Annotated in this window: 16 protein-coding genes; 9 read left to right on the top strand and 7 right to left on the bottom strand. The window is 59.1% G+C overall.

Going from position 1 to position 14,028, the window contains the following annotated elements; translation table 11 throughout:
* Positions 1-200: 200 nt before the first annotated feature.
* A complete protein-coding gene (locus tag AB4P96_RS04890) occupies positions 201-1,613 on the top strand; it encodes a peptidoglycan DD-metalloendopeptidase family protein (protein WP_170040776.1) in 1,413 nt (470 codons plus the stop codon).
* Between the two features lie 3 nt (positions 1,614-1,616).
* Entirely contained in the window at positions 1,617-2,708 is a 1,092-nt protein-coding gene (locus AB4P96_RS04885; protein ID WP_395600553.1) for an anhydro-N-acetylmuramic acid kinase, read from the top strand.
* Positions 2,709-2,786: 78 nt separating this feature from the next.
* On the opposite strand, the gene erpA is transcribed toward AB4P96_RS04885, so the two are convergent.
* Positions 2,787-3,137 (bottom strand): iron-sulfur cluster insertion protein ErpA, encoded by a 351-nt coding sequence (gene erpA / locus AB4P96_RS04880; protein WP_003176443.1) that lies wholly within the window; start codon positions 3,135-3,137, stop codon positions 2,787-2,789.
* A gap of 165 nt (positions 3,138-3,302) precedes the next feature.
* Positions 3,303-4,337: an N-acetyl-gamma-glutamyl-phosphate reductase gene (argC, locus tag AB4P96_RS04875; protein ID WP_017138092.1), complete on the bottom strand. Its 1,035-nt coding sequence runs from the start codon at positions 4,335-4,337 to the stop codon at positions 3,303-3,305.
* Positions 4,338-4,473: 136 nt separating this feature from the next.
* Between argC and hemJ the strand changes: the two genes are divergently transcribed.
* The 6 genes from hemJ (at position 4,474) to coq7 (ending at position 8,950) form a co-directional block, all read left to right on the top strand.
* Complete coding sequence (gene hemJ, locus AB4P96_RS04870; protein WP_017138091.1) at positions 4,474-4,902, top strand: protoporphyrinogen oxidase HemJ; 429 nt, start codon at positions 4,474-4,476, stop codon at positions 4,900-4,902.
* A 24-nt stretch (positions 4,903-4,926) separates the two neighbouring features.
* Positions 4,927-5,889: a nitronate monooxygenase family protein gene (locus AB4P96_RS04865; RefSeq protein ID WP_017138090.1), complete on the top strand. Its 963-nt coding sequence runs from the start codon at positions 4,927-4,929 to the stop codon at positions 5,887-5,889.
* A 72-nt stretch (positions 5,890-5,961) separates the two neighbouring features.
* Complete coding sequence (locus tag AB4P96_RS04860) at positions 5,962-6,927, top strand: DUF805 domain-containing protein (RefSeq protein WP_177034657.1); 966 nt, start codon at positions 5,962-5,964, stop codon at positions 6,925-6,927.
* Between the two features lie 64 nt (positions 6,928-6,991).
* On the top strand, positions 6,992-7,780 hold the full coding sequence (locus AB4P96_RS04855; RefSeq protein ID WP_177034658.1) for an SDR family oxidoreductase: 789 nt from the start codon (positions 6,992-6,994) through the stop codon (positions 7,778-7,780).
* Between the two features lie 46 nt (positions 7,781-7,826).
* Positions 7,827-8,165, top strand: a complete 339-nt coding sequence (locus AB4P96_RS04850) for a histidine triad nucleotide-binding protein (protein WP_003210943.1) — start codon at positions 7,827-7,829, stop codon at positions 8,163-8,165.
* 137 nt (positions 8,166-8,302) lie between these two features.
* Positions 8,303-8,950, top strand: a complete 648-nt coding sequence (coq7, locus tag AB4P96_RS04845) for a 2-polyprenyl-3-methyl-6-methoxy-1,4-benzoquinone monooxygenase (protein WP_017138087.1) — start codon at positions 8,303-8,305, stop codon at positions 8,948-8,950.
* A gap of 60 nt (positions 8,951-9,010) precedes the next feature.
* Here coq7 and AB4P96_RS04840 read toward each other — a convergent pair whose 3' ends face one another.
* Positions 9,011-9,433 carry an OsmC family protein gene (locus AB4P96_RS04840; protein WP_017138086.1) on the bottom strand — a complete coding sequence of 141 codons (423 nt, stop codon included), beginning with the start codon at positions 9,431-9,433 and terminating at the stop codon, positions 9,011-9,013.
* A gap of 247 nt (positions 9,434-9,680) precedes the next feature.
* On the opposite strand from AB4P96_RS04840, the gene crp reads away from it, so the two are divergent.
* Positions 9,681-10,325, top strand: a complete 645-nt coding sequence (gene crp / locus AB4P96_RS04835) for a cAMP-activated global transcriptional regulator CRP (RefSeq protein WP_017138085.1) — start codon at positions 9,681-9,683, stop codon at positions 10,323-10,325.
* On the opposite strand, the gene AB4P96_RS04830 is transcribed toward crp, so the two are convergent.
* The 4 genes from AB4P96_RS04830 to AB4P96_RS04815 form a co-directional block, all read right to left on the bottom strand.
* Positions 10,322-11,017, bottom strand: coding sequence for a lipoate--protein ligase family protein (locus AB4P96_RS04830; RefSeq protein ID WP_017138084.1), 696 nt, complete (start codon positions 11,015-11,017; stop codon positions 10,322-10,324). The genes crp and AB4P96_RS04830 overlap by 4 nt on opposite strands.
* A gap of 157 nt (positions 11,018-11,174) precedes the next feature.
* Positions 11,175-12,011 (bottom strand): indole-3-glycerol phosphate synthase TrpC, encoded by an 837-nt coding sequence (gene trpC / locus AB4P96_RS04825; RefSeq protein ID WP_017138083.1) that lies wholly within the window; start codon positions 12,009-12,011, stop codon positions 11,175-11,177.
* Entirely contained in the window at positions 12,008-13,057 is a 1,050-nt protein-coding gene (trpD, locus tag AB4P96_RS04820; RefSeq protein WP_017138082.1) for an anthranilate phosphoribosyltransferase, read from the bottom strand. Before trpD ends, trpC begins: the two co-directional genes overlap by 4 nt.
* Before the next feature lie 9 nt (positions 13,058-13,066).
* Positions 13,067-13,660, bottom strand: coding sequence for an aminodeoxychorismate/anthranilate synthase component II (locus tag AB4P96_RS04815; protein ID WP_017138081.1), 594 nt, complete (start codon positions 13,658-13,660; stop codon positions 13,067-13,069).
* Positions 13,661-14,028: the final 368 nt, after the last annotated feature.

The raw sequence follows: 14,028 nt of genomic DNA, 5'->3' as shown, positions 1-14,028 counted from the left end.
GCAAGGCTCAGATTCAAAAGGGAACCAACCATACAAGATCAGGGACTAATTACAAGTTTTGTCCCGCGCACGGACACCGTTCAGCAAGCCCAGCGTTCGCGAGCTTGCGCCACAGATGATTTGGTTATATTTTATACAGTTATTTCATCTTCATCATGTCATTCATCTTTTCCATTTCATCTTCAAAGTCAAAATTACCTATGACCACAGAACCGTCTAAAGCGCCGCCGCTTTACCCGAAGACCCACCTGCTCGCCGCAAGTGGTATCGCCGCCCTTCTCAGCCTGGCACTCCTGGTATTCCCTTCCAGTGACGTAGAAGCCAAACGAACATCCCTGAGCCTTGACTTGGAAAGTCCAGTTGAACAACTGACACAAGATCAAGACGCTTCCGACGCACAACAAGCCACAAACGCACCGACACAATCTCCATTTGCACAGATAGAAACCACCCCGGAAGACACCCGGCAAGCGACTCAGGAGCCGCCTGCGCCAGTCACTCCAAAAAATCCGCTGCACCGCGAAGTGACCGTCGCCAAAGGCGACACCCTTTCAACGCTGTTTGAAAAGGTTGGTCTGCCCGCTGCTACGGTTAATGAGGTGTTGGCCAGCGATAAACAAGCCAAACAATTCACCCAGCTCAAACATGGCCAGAAGCTTGAATTCGAATTGGCTGCCGACGGTCAGCTCAAAAGCCTGCATAGCACTGTCAGCGACCTAGAAAGCATTGCCCTGACTAAAGGCACCAAAGGCTTTGCGTTCAACCGCATCACCACCAAGCCGGTGACGCGCTCCGCCTACGTGCATGGCGTCATCAACAGTTCGCTGTCACAGTCGGCTGCGCGTGCCGGCTTGTCCCACAGCATGACCATGGACATGGCCAGCGTGTTTGGCTACGACATCGACTTCGCTCAGGACATCCGTCAGGGTGACGAATTTGACGTGATTTACGAGCAGAAAGTCGCCAACGGCAAAGTCGTCGGGACCGGTGCGATTCTATCTGCGCGGTTTACCAACCGTGGCAAGACCTACACCGCAGTGCGCTACACCAACAAACAAGGCAACACCAGCTACTACACCGCCGATGGCAACAGCATGCGCAAAGCCTTCATCCGCACGCCGGTGGACTTTGCCCGCATCAGTTCGCGCTTCTCCATGGGCCGCAAGCACCCGATCCTCAACAAGATCCGCGCCCACAAAGGCGTCGACTATGCCGCTCCTCGCGGTACGCCCATCAAGGCCGCCGGTGATGGCAAAGTGTTGCTCGCCGGCCGCCGCGGTGGCTACGGCAATACCGTGATCATCCAGCACGGCAATACCTACCGTACCCTCTATGGCCACATGCAGGGGTTCGCCAAAGGCGTTTCGACCGGCAGCAACGTGAAGCAGGGCCAGGTTATCGGCTATATCGGCACCACCGGCCTGTCCACCGGCCCGCATTTGCACTATGAGTTCCAGGTGAACGGCGTCCACGTCGACCCACTGGGCCAAAAGCTGCCAATGGCCGACCCGATAGCCAAAGCCGAGCGCGCGCGCTTCCTGCAACAAAGCCAGCCATTGATGGCACGCATGGACCAGGAGCGCTCCACCCTGCTGGCCTCGGCGAAGCGCTAAGGTATGCCGCTCTATATAGGTGTGATGTCCGGGACCAGTCTTGATGGCCTGGATATCGCCCTGATCGAACAGAACCCGGCGATCAACTTGATCGGCACGCACTACATCCCCATGCCGGACGATCTGCGCACTGAGCTGTTAAGCCTGTGCGCCAGCGGCCCGGATGAGATCGCCCGTTCGGCGCTCGCCCAGCAACACTGGGTGACACTGGCGGCCAAAGGCATCCATGCCTTACTGGAACAACACGCCCTCAAGCCTCAGGACATACGCGCGATCGGCAGCCACGGCCAGACGATCCGCCATGAACCCGCTCGAGGCTTTACCGTTCAAATCGGCAACCCTGCCCTGCTCACAGAGCTGACGAGCATTAACGTCGTCAGTGATTTCCGCAGCCGCGATGTGGCCGCCGGCGGTCAAGGCGCCCCCTTGGTGCCCGCCTTTCATGAAGCCTTGTTCGGCGAACGTGCCGGCAACCGCGCCGTGCTGAATGTCGGCGGCTTCAGCAATCTCAGCCTGATCGAGACCGACAAGCCCGTAGCTGGCTTCGATTGCGGCCCGGGCAACGTGCTGCTGGATGCGTGGATCCACAATCAGCGTGGCGAGCACTTTGATCGCGATGGCCAATGGGCGGCCGGTGGCCAGGTCGAGCCTGCACTACTCAACGCTCTGCTCAGCGACCCGTTCTTCCTGACCAAAGGCCCGAAAAGCACTGGCCGCGAAGTATTCAACCTGGGATGGCTGCAACACCACCTGGCCAGATTGCCAGCGTTTCAGGCAGAGAATGTGCAAGCGACCCTGCTTGAACTGACCGCGCTGACCATCGTCGAGTCCCTGCAATCCGCACAAACCGACACCGAAACCCTGCTGGTCTGTGGCGGCGGCGCGCATAACGCCACGCTGATGAAGCGCTTGGCAGCGTTGTTGCCGTCCACTCAGGTCAGCAGCACCGCCACTTACGGCGTGGACCCCGATTGGGTTGAAGCCATGGCCTTCGCCTGGCTGGCCCATTGCTGCCTTGAGGGCATCGCCGCCAACCGCCCAAGTGTCACTGGCGCGCGTGGGCTTCGGGTATTAGGCGCGATCTACCCAGCCTAAACCTGCAGGCAGCAAAACGCCGCTTGGCCTATCAAAGCCAAGCGGCGTTTTTTTATTTGCTGAAGATCAGGCTGCTGATCAGATCGAGAACGAAGACCCGCAACCACAGGTCGTGGTGGCATTAGGGTTCTTGATCACGAAACGCGACCCTTCCAGACCTTCCTGATAATCCACCTCGGCACCCGCCAGGTATTGGAAGCTCATCGGGTCCACGACCAGGCTGACGCCCTCGCGCTCGACGATGGTGTCATCGTCGGCCACATCTTCATCGAAGGTAAAACCGTACTGAAACCCTGAACAACCGCCGCCCGTAACGAATACGCGCAGCTTCAAGCGATCATTACCCTCTTCATCGACCAGGCTCTTCACCTTGTGCGCAGCACCGTGGGTGAATTGCAAAGCCGTGGGGGTGAAGGATTCAACGCTCATGCTGATAATCTCCCGGCGTAGCGCCGCCATATGCGTAATGGCGGGCATTATCCGCTTCTCCTAGAAAAGCGGTCAACTATTGTTACGGTATATCAATCTGCGCTGCCGCCATTAAAAACACAAAAGGCCCGATCAACGGGCCTTTTGCTTAACCGCTAAACCGCCTTAAGGCAGCATGCCCGCGTGGGACAGGCCCAGCTTCTCGTCCAGGCCGAAGAGGATGTTCAGGTTCTGCACCGCCTGGCCCGACGCGCCCTTGACCAGGTTATCGATTACCGACAACACCACCACCAAATCGCCATCCTGTGGACGGTGCACGGCAATGCGACATACGTTCGCACCGCGCACGCTACGGGTTTCCGGGTGGCTGCCGGCCGGCATCACATCGACGAACGGTTCATTGGCATAACGCTTTTCGAACAGCGCCTGCAGGTCTACCGAACGGTCGACAACAGTGGCGTAGAGCGTGGAGTGAATGCCACGAATCATCGGCGTCAGGTGCGGCACGAAGGTCAGGCCCACGTCTTTACCGGCCGCGCGGCGCAGCCCCTGGCGAATTTCCGGCAAGTGACGATGCCCTTTAACCGCGTAGGCCTTCATGCTTTCCGACGTCTCGGAGTACAGCGAACCTACAGCTGCACCACGGCCGGCGCCACTCACACCCGACTTGCAGTCGGCGATCAAGCGCGAAGTGTCGGCCAGACCCGCTTCCAGCAACGGCAGGAACCCCAGCTGCGTTGCGGTCGGATAGCAACCTGGCACAGCAATCAGGCGTGCTTGCTTGATTTGCTCACGATTGACTTCCGGCAGACCGTACACCGCCTCCTCCAGCAACTCAGGCGCGCCGTGTGGCTGGCCGTACCACTTGGCCCACTCATCGGCGTCCTGCAAGCGGAAGTCGGCTGACAGGTCGATGACCTTGGTACCCGCCGCCAGCAATTCGCCGGCCAGTGCATGCGCAACCCCGTGAGGCGTGGCGAAGAACACCACATCGCACGCGCCCAGGGTCTTGATGTCCGGCACGCTGAACGCCAGGCCGTCATAGTGGCCTCGCAGGTTCGGGTACATATCGGCCACGGCCAACCCGGCCTCGGATCGGGAAGTGATGACCACCACCTCAGCTTGCGGATGCTGAGCCAACAGACGCAGCAATTCGACACCGGTGTAACCCGTGCCGCCGACGATACCGACCTTGACCATAAACCTGCCCTCAACGAACCCACTGGAAAGCCGTCGATAATAGGGGCCGTATCGTCCTGCGACAACCGTCAACGTGACGTACAGGCGCATGAGCCACTACTATCTTCAGTTACCGTGAACCTGGGAATAACTAGAAATGCTCTATCTATGGATCAAAGCCTTCCATATCGTCAGTATCGTCTGCTGGTTTGCCGGGCTGTTTTACCTGCCACGCCTGTTCGTCTACCACGCGCAAAGTGAGGACACCGTCAGCAAAGAACGCTTCAGCGTCATGGAGCGCAAGCTGTACCGCGGCATCATGGGTCCGGCAATGATCGCTACCCTGATATTCGGCGGCTGGCTGATCTACCTGAACCCGGCCATTTTTCAATCCGGCGCCTGGATCCACGCCAAACTTACCCTGGTGGTGCTGCTGATCGGCTACCACCATATGTGCGGCGCCCAAGTAAAACGTTTCGCCCGTGGCGAAAATACCCGCAGCCATGTCTTTTATCGCTGGTTCAATGAAGTGCCGGTTCTGATATTGCTGGCTATCGTAATTTTGGTCGTGGTCAAACCGTTCTAATTTCAATTACTCGGGGAACCTCCAATGTCACTGCCCGCTTCGCTCGAACAACGTCTGCGCCTACCCGTGGTGGCTGCGCCGATGTTTCTGATTTCCAACCCGCAACTCGTGCTGGCGTGCTGTCGCAATGGCGTGGTTGGGAGTTTCCCGGCACTTAACCAGCGCGAAAGCAGCGGTTTCAAGGCCTGGCTGGAGGAAATCGAAGCGGGCCTGGCACAGCTGGACAACCCCGCGCCCTATGCCGTCAACCTGATCGTGCATAACAGCAACCCAAGGCTTGAGGCCGACCTGGCGATCTGCGTCGAGCACAAGGTGCCGATCGTCATCACCAGCCTGGGCGCGGTCAAGGAGCTGGTGGATGCGGTCCACAGCTACGGTGGCCTGGTGTTTCACGACGTCACCACCCGCCGGCATGCCGAGAAAGCCGCAGAAGCCGGTGTTGACGGCCTGATCGCCGTGGCAGCGGGCGCCGGTGGCCATGCCGGTACCTGGAGCCCGTTCGCGCTGATCGCCGAGATTCGCCAGTTCTTTGATAAAACCCTGCTGTTGGCCGGCTGCCTCAACCATGGGCATGAGATACTCGCAGCCCAACTGCTGGGCGCAGACCTGGCGTATTTCGGCACGCGCTTTATCGGCACCACCGAAAGCCACGCCCCGGACGCTTATAAAGAGATGCTGCTCACATCGCGCGCCGCCGACATCGTGCACACTCCTGCGGTGTCCGGCGTACCCGCAAGCTTCATGCGCCAGAGTTTGGAAAACGCCGGTTTCGACCTCGCCGCCCTGCAGGGCAAAGGCGAAGTCAACTTCGGCTCCAAGCTCAAGCCGTTAAGCGATGAGGCCAAGGCCTGGAAAACCGTATGGTCAGCCGGCCAAGGTGTCGGCCAGATTGATGATTTGCCCAGCGTCGATGAACTGATTGCCCGCCTGGATGCCGAATACCGCAAGGCACACGAGAAGGCAGCGCAGTTGCGCTGGCCCCGTTAAACTCAATAGCAGGCCTGCCCATGTGTGCAGGCCTGCAAACCCCCTCCCTGAACAAGTGACAAGGATGCCCGCATGAGCGACAGCCGTTTCAAGATTGTGTTTGACGGAGCCCTGCTCCCGGGTGTCGAAAGCACCACCGCCAAGCTGAACCTCGCCGAGCTGTTCAAAAGTGATGTGGCAGCCATCGAAAAGCTTTTCACCGGCCGCCCGGTCGCACTCAAGCGCGACCTTTCCCGTGCTGATGCCGAAACCTACCTTACAACGCTGAAAAACGCCGGCGTCGATGCCCGTATCGAAGCCGAGCAGCCGGTAACCTTCAACCTGGCCGAAACCCACGAAACCGACGCCAGCACTGCAGACTTCTCGCGCCCTGCGGCTTCGCCCTATGCACCACCGCGTGCTGCCGTGGGTGAGTACACCGAGGAATACTCAACCCTTAAAGTGTTCACCATCCACGGTCGCATCGGCCGCTTGCGTTATCTGGCCTGGACACTGGTATTGACCCTGGCGCTGTTGGTGGCCGGTGGCATCATCAGTACCGCGAGCTTCGCCGTCGCAACCGCCTCGCCGACTGCCGGCACCATCCTCGGGGTGCTGCTGGGCTTGGCCTTGTTTGTTGCACTGGTGTGGGTGAGCGTGCAAATCGGTGTGCAACGCCTGCACGACCTGGGCTGGTCCGGCTGGCTGTACTTCCTCAACCTTGTGCCAGTGGTCAACAGCATCTTCCCAATCTTGCTGCTGGTATTGCCGGGCAATGCAGGCGCCAACCAATATGGCCCACCGCCGCCGCGCAACTCCACGGCAGTCAAAGTGTTGGCGACCCTGTGGCTGGCGTTTATTCCGGTGATGCTCGCCATTGTGGTGACGCTGGGCATGAACGGCTACCTGAACCAACTCGAAGCCAATATGGACAGCAGCTACGAAAGCAGCTCCATCACCGCCGATGACGCCACCGATCAAAGCGTCACCGTAGATGAAGAAGAAAGCGTGCAAAGTGCTGAGGACGCAGCCGAACCTGTAGACTCTCCAGAACAGTGAAGAAACGCCCCGCCGCCTGTGATGCCTCTGTCACAGGCTCGGCGGCGTTGCGATGGAGAAAGGCATGACCCGTTACGCTCTGATCACCGGCGCCTCCAGTGGCATCGGCCTGGCTTTGGCCGAAGCACTGGCCCGTCGCGGCCGTAGCTTGATTCTGGTGGCCCGCCAGCGTGATCAGTTGGAAAGCATTGCAATTGAATTGACTCAGCGCTTCGGCGTCGAGGTGCTGTTTCGTGCCTGCGACCTGGGCGAACCCCTGCGTTTGTCCGGGTTCCTGCTGGAACTTGAAGAAGGCGAGCGGCAGATCGACCTGCTGGTCAACTGCGCCGGCATGGGCACCAGCGGGCCGTTCCTCGCCCAGGACTGGATGACCGAGCAGGACCTGATCGAAGTCAACATCCTGGCCCTCACCCGCATGTGCCACGCCCTTGGCAACGCCATGGCGCTGCATGGCGGCGGGCAGATTCTCAACGTGGCCTCGGTCGCAGCCTTCCAGCCCGGCCCCTGGATGAGCAGCTATTACGCCAGCAAGGCGTATGTGCTGCACTTCTCCGAAGGCTTGCGCGAAGAGTTGAAGACCTGCGGTATCAAGGTCTCGGTGCTGTGCCCCGGCCCCACGCGCACGCCATTCTTCGGTACTGCACACATGGACACCGCCAAGCTCGACCGCAGCGGTCAACTGATGAGCCCGGAAGAAGTGGCGCTCTACACCGTGCGCGCGCTGGAAAAGAACAAAGCCATCATTATTCCCGGGCGACGCAACCGCTGGCTGGCCTTCAGCCCGCGCTTGAGCCCACGCTGGCTGACCCGCAAGATTGCCGGCGCCATCAACAAGGCCTATTGCCCGCGCTGACGGCCTCGGTACACTCGTTCTGCACTTTCATAATGGAGAAACAGCTGTGGATACTCTGTTCACCAAGATCATCAACAGAGAAATACCTGCGAAGATCATCTATGAGGATGACCAAGTCCTCGCCTTCCACGATATTGCCCCAATGGCACCCGTGCATTTTCTGGTCATTCCGAAAAAGCCGATCCGTACCCTCAACGACCTCACCGAAGAAGACAAAGCCCTCGCTGGCCATATTCTGTTCACCGCTCAACGGCTGGCCGTAGAGCAAGGCTGCGAGAAGGGCTTTCGCGTGGTGATGAACTGCAACGAGGATGGCGGGCAGACTGTTTATCACATCCATATGCACGTGCTGGGTCAGCGCCAGATGAACTGGCCGCCGGGCTGATTGTTGCGGGGAGTTTGCGACGGCTACGCCGTCGGGCGGGAGCAAGCTCCCTCGCCACAGGGGCAAATTGACACAGCGCAAACGCATCGCCTTCTCTTGCGGTAAACTGGCCGCCGAGATTCTTCCCGGAGGTCAGCATGACTACCCAACGTCACTACTCGCCGATTGACCGTCTGTTGCTGCAAGCCGACATGGCCATGCGCACACTGCTGCCCTTCAGCGGCCAACCGTACCGGCCTTCGCCCGCCATCGTGCAGCCCGACGCGCAGATGAGCGAGACCGACACCCGCCACGTCGCCGGCCTGATGCGCATCAACCACACCGGTGAAGTCTGTGCCCAGGCGCTGTATCAAGGCCAGGCGCTGACCGCCAAGCTGCCGCAAGTACGCGCAGCGATGGAACATGCGGCCGAAGAAGAAATCGACCACCTGGCCTGGTGCGAGCAGCGCATTCGCCAGCTCGGTAGCCATCCCAGCGTGCTCAACCCACTGTTTTATGGTTTGTCGTTCGGTATCGGCGCCGCTGCCGGCCTGATCAGCGACAAGGTCAGCCTCGGTTTTGTGGCTGCGACCGAGCATCAGGTGTGCAAACACCTGGATGAACACCTGGAACAACTGCCGGCCGAAGACGAAAAGTCGCGGGCGATTCTTGAACAGATGCGCATTGATGAAGAACACCACGCAGAAAGCGCACTGGATGCAGGCGGCTTCCGCTTCCCGGCGCCCGTGAGGTTTGGCATGAGCGTACTGGCCAAGGTCATGACCAAAAGCACCTATCGAATTTAAACAATGCCGCACAAAAAAGGGCGCCCTCAACAGGCGCCCTTTTCTATTGTCGACTGGCAATCAACCCAGCTCGATAATCTCGTAATCATGGGTGATGGCCACGCCGGCCGCGCCAAGCATGATCGATGCAGAGCAATACTTCTCGGCCGACAGCTCGATGGCACGCTTGACCTGAGCTTCCTTCAACGCCCGGCCCTTGACCACGAAATGCATGTGGATCTTGGTAAACACCTTGGGGTCTTCAGTGGCCCGCTCCGCTTCCAGGAAGGCTTCGCAGCTTTCGACGGCCTGGCGGGACTTCTTCAAGATGCTGACCACGTCGAAATTGCTGCAACCGCCAACACCGAGCAGGAGCATTTCCATCGGGCGTACACCCAGGTTACGGCCACCGGCGTCCGGCGGGCCGTCCATAACTACCACATGGCCACTGCCCGACTCACCGAGGAACATGGCCTCGCCCGCCCATTGGATGCGTGCCTTCATCGCCCAGACTCCACTGCTAAAAAAGGGTCGCCAGCTTAGCACAGGGTCTTGAACCCGCAGCGCCCGGTATGAAAACGATCAATGACAACGTTTGCCCGCTAAATTCCTTAATCGAGGCAGAATGTGTCTGTTAAGCTGGCGCCAATTCAATGGCGCATTGCCATCCTTTGTACAGCGTGTATCAATGCCATTACCGCTGGATAAAAATAATTCCAACCACACCGTGCAGTCTTTTCGGGATACAACCATGGTTGCTCTTGCTCCCACACCCAAGATCAAGAACCTCGACAAATTGTTGATGCATTGCCAGCGCCGGCGTTACCCGGCCAAGCACAACATCATTTGCGCTGGCGAACGCTCCGAGACGCTGTTCTTCATTATCAAGGGCTCGGTCACCATCCTGATTGAAGATGAAGACGGCCGCGAGATGATCATCGCGTACCTCAATACCGGGGATTTCTTCGGTGAGCTGGGGCTGTTTGAACAAGCGGGCAAAGAGCAGGAGCGCAGTGCCTGGGTGAGGGCCAAGGTTGAGTGTGAAGTCGCCGAGATCAGCTATGCCAAGTTTCGCGAACTGGCCCAACATGATCCCGACATTCTCTACGCCTTAAGCGGTCAGATTGCCCAGCGCTTGCGCGACACCACGCGCAAAGTGGGTGACCTGGCGTTCTTTGATGTCACCGGCCGCGTAGCCCGTTGCCTGCTGGAACTGTGCAAACAGCCCGACGCCATGACCCACCCTGACGGCATGCAGATCAAAGTCACGCGCCAGGAGATCGGACGCATTGTCGGGTGTTCACGGGAAATGGTCGGTCGTGTGCTCAAGGACTTGGAAGAGCGCAACCTGGTACACGTCAAAGGCAAGACGATGGTGGTGTTCGGTACGCGTTAAGCCGGCAGGAATCCGGCCAGCATCTGACGGTACAACACGTCCAGTCGGGTGATGGCATCCGGTGCGGGAAAGGCTTCGTGCAACGCGATATGGCTGTCGGCACGCACCCGCTGGTCGAGGCCGCAGGCCTCATTGAAACGATTGACCGCCGCAATCAGCTCATCGCGGTCGTTATCCAGCAACAATGCACCGTGCACCAAACCTACTGGGCGGCCGCCACTTTGTCGCCAGCGCTGGGCAGTGCCGACCATCTTGCGGCCGTTGAGGTTGACGTTATAGCGACCGTCGCAGAAGGCGCCGTCGATTTCGCCAACAGAAGCGTCACCGCCCAACTCAATCAGCAAATCACAGATCGGCTGGCACAAACGCTGATAACCGGTTTCGATGCGGCCTTGATCACCTTCGCTGCGTGGCGGCGCGTAAACCAGCGCGATATTGACCGTGGCGGCCGACTGCGGCACCGGCTCTCCGCCGGTCTCGCGCAGTAGCACCGGCCAACCGGCAGCAGCCGAAACCTGGCTGGCCGCGTCAAAAGCCGGCAAGCGGCTCAAACGGCGCGGCATCACCAAAGCCTGGTCATTTGGCTGCCAGAACAGTAGCCCGAATGCCTGTTCACCGGCGCAAACGGCCGCGAGCAAGTCTTGCTCGGCGGCAAGCCCTGCTTCAACTGTCATCGACACCGGCTCGATCATCGGACACCTATCATCTGAACAAACACAAAACCAAATGTGGGAGCTGGCTTGCCTGCGATAAAGGCACCGCGGTCTTCCAGAAACACCGAGGTGATGCTATCGCAGGCAAGCCAGCTCCCACACAAGCCAGCTCCCACATTTTTGACAGTGTTTCAAATCAGTCGAGGGTGGAACCACTCACCGCCACGCCACGCTCCGGGAAGAACAGACGCTGCAATTCCGCACCTGGGTTCTCGGCGCGCATAAATGTCTCACCCACCAGGAACGAAAACACACCGCTGATTTCCATCAGCTCTACGTCGGCGCGGTTGACGATGCCGCTCTCGGTAATCACCAACCGATCACGCGGAATACGCGGCAACAGGTCGAGGGTATTTTCCAGGCTGACTTCAAAGGTGTGCAGGTTACGGTTATTAACCCCCACCAACGGCGTGTCGAGGGTTTTCAGCGCGCGCTCCAGCTCATCGCCATCGTGCACTTCTACCAGTACGTCCAGGCCTACGCTTTTGGCCACGGCCGCCAGCTCGGCCATCTTCACGTCGTCCAGCGCGGAGACGATCAGCAGCACGCAATCGGCGCCCAAGGCGCGGGCTTCGACGATCTGGTACGGGTCAACCATGAAGTCCTTGCGGATCACCGGCAACTTGCACGCGGCGCGGGCCTGTTGCAGGAACAGGTCGGAACCCTGGAAGAAGTCGATATCGGTCAACACGGACAGGCAGGTTGCGCCGCCCTTCTCATAGCTCTTGGCAATGTCTTCAGGAATGAAAACTTCGCGAATCACGCCTTTGCTGGGCGAAGCTTTTTTGATCTCGGCAATCACGGCAGGCTGTTTTTCCTTCGCCTGCTTGATCAGCGCAGCGGCAAAACCACGCGGCGCGTCGGCGCTTTTTGCCAAGCCCTCCAGCTCAGCCAGGCTCACACGGGCACGGCGCTCGGCCACCTCTTCAGCCTTGCGCGCGAGGATTTTTTCCAGAACGGTCGGGACACTCATCCTTCATTCTCCATTTTGAACACAGCGGTAAAGGCTCCCAGTTCTTCGAGCTTTTCGCGAGCCAGACCGGTGTGCAACGCATCGTGGGCCAAGGCGACACCTTCCTTAAGACTATAGGCGTGGTCCGCCGCGTAAAGTGCCGCGCCAGCATTCAGAACAATCATTTCTGCGGCTTTCTGGCCGTTTTCTGTCTTACGGCGCCCCAAGGCATCACGGATCAACTCCAGCGAGGCCGCCGGGCTTTCCACCGACAGGCCATGCAAGCTTTGGCTTCTCATGCCGAGGTCTTCGGGCTCGACCCAATATTCGCTGACCTGGTCATTCTTCAGCTCCGCCACGAAGGTCGGTGCCGCCAGGCTGAATTCGTCCAGGCCATCCTTGGAATGCACCACCAGCACGTGCTTGCTGCCCAGACGCTGCAACACTTCGGCCAACGGCCGGCACAGCGCCTGGCTGAACACACCGACCACCTGATGTTTCACGCCAGCCGGATTCGTAAGCGGGCCGAGCATGTTGAACAGGGTGCGCAGGCCAAGGTCCTTGCGCGGGCCGGCGGCGTGTTTCATGGCGCCGTGGTGGGACTGGGCAAACATGAAGCCAATGCCCACGCTGTCGATGCAGCGCGCCACTTGCACCGGCGTCAGGTTCAGATAAATACCAGCCGCCTCCAGCAAGTCGGCGCTGCCGCTTTTGCCCGACACCGCACGGTTACCGTGCTTGGCCACGGTGCAACCGGCTGCCGCCACCACAAAGGAGGAAGCCGTCGACACGTTGAAAATATTCGCACCGTCGCCTCCGGTGCCGACCACATCGACCACGCCGTCGAGGGTCTTGAGCTCAACCTTGTCGGCCAGCTCACGCATCACTGACACGGCGCCGACGATTTCGTCGATGCTCTCGCTCTTCATGCGCATCGCCATCATGAACGCGCCGATCTGCGCGTCAGTGCATTGGCCAGTCATGATCTCGCGCATCACATCGCTCATTTCAGCGGTGCTCAGGTCCAGATGGCCGACGATACGGCTCAGGGCAGTCTTGATATCCATGGAAAGTCCTTAGCGCGTGCCGCCGCTCTGCTTGAGAAAGTTGGCGAACAGCTCGTAGCCCTGCTCGGTCAGGATTGATTCGGGGTGAAATTGCACCCCTTCGATATTCAGTGTCTTGTGACGCAGGCCCATGATCTCGTCGACCGAGCCGTCTTCCAGCTGAGTCCAGGCGGTCAGCTCCAGGCACTCGGGCAGGGTTTCACGCTTGACCACCAACGAGTGGTAGCGAGTGACTGTCACCGGCAGGTTGAGGCCGTGGAATACGCCGAGGTCTTTATGGAACACCGGGCTGGTTTTGCCATGCATCACTTGGCGCGCACGTACCACGTCACCCCCAAACGCCTGGCCGATGGACTGATGGCCCAGACACACGCCCAGGATCGGCAATTTACCGGCGAAATATTTGATCGCTTCGAGGGAAATGCCCGCTTCGGTCGGCGTGCACGGGCCAGGCGAAACCACGATGCGCTCCGGGTTCAGGGCGGCGATTTCGGCGACCGTCAGTTCGTCGTTGCGCACCACCTTGACCTCGGCGCCGAGTTCGCCCAGGTACTGCACAACGTTGTAGGTAAAGGAATCGTAGTTATCAATCATCAGCAACATGTGGGTTCAAACCTCTTGAATTCACTGATTTCGAATGACCGCCTTCCAAGAGAGTGTCCCGCTGCCAGACGCACGTTCCGGTTGCCAGGGTGAGCCGGCAAGGGGCGTCAAACAAAGGGTGAAGAAGGCAAATCGGTACAGGTCCGGCCGAGCCGGCAGAGAAAAATGTCAGGCGCGCCAACGCCAACGGGCGTGTGCCTTGACTACTCGCATCAAGAGTTTGCTGATGATCAACACGGGGAGGGTCTCATTCATACGTTCAGGCACAGTAACGTAGCCTCGCCAGCGGTGCAATATGGAGCAGCGAATACGGGGGAATCACTACGGTGTCTTTACAGGAAAAAACAGTTTTCTTCGACGAAAACCCT

Source organism: Pseudomonas sp. B19125, assembly GCF_044218855.1.
In the GTDB taxonomy this organism is placed as follows: Bacteria; Pseudomonadota; Gammaproteobacteria; order Pseudomonadales; family Pseudomonadaceae; genus Aquipseudomonas; species Aquipseudomonas edaphica.
Note: the sequence above shows the minus strand (reverse complement) of the source record. Positions and strands in the feature narration are given on the sequence as shown.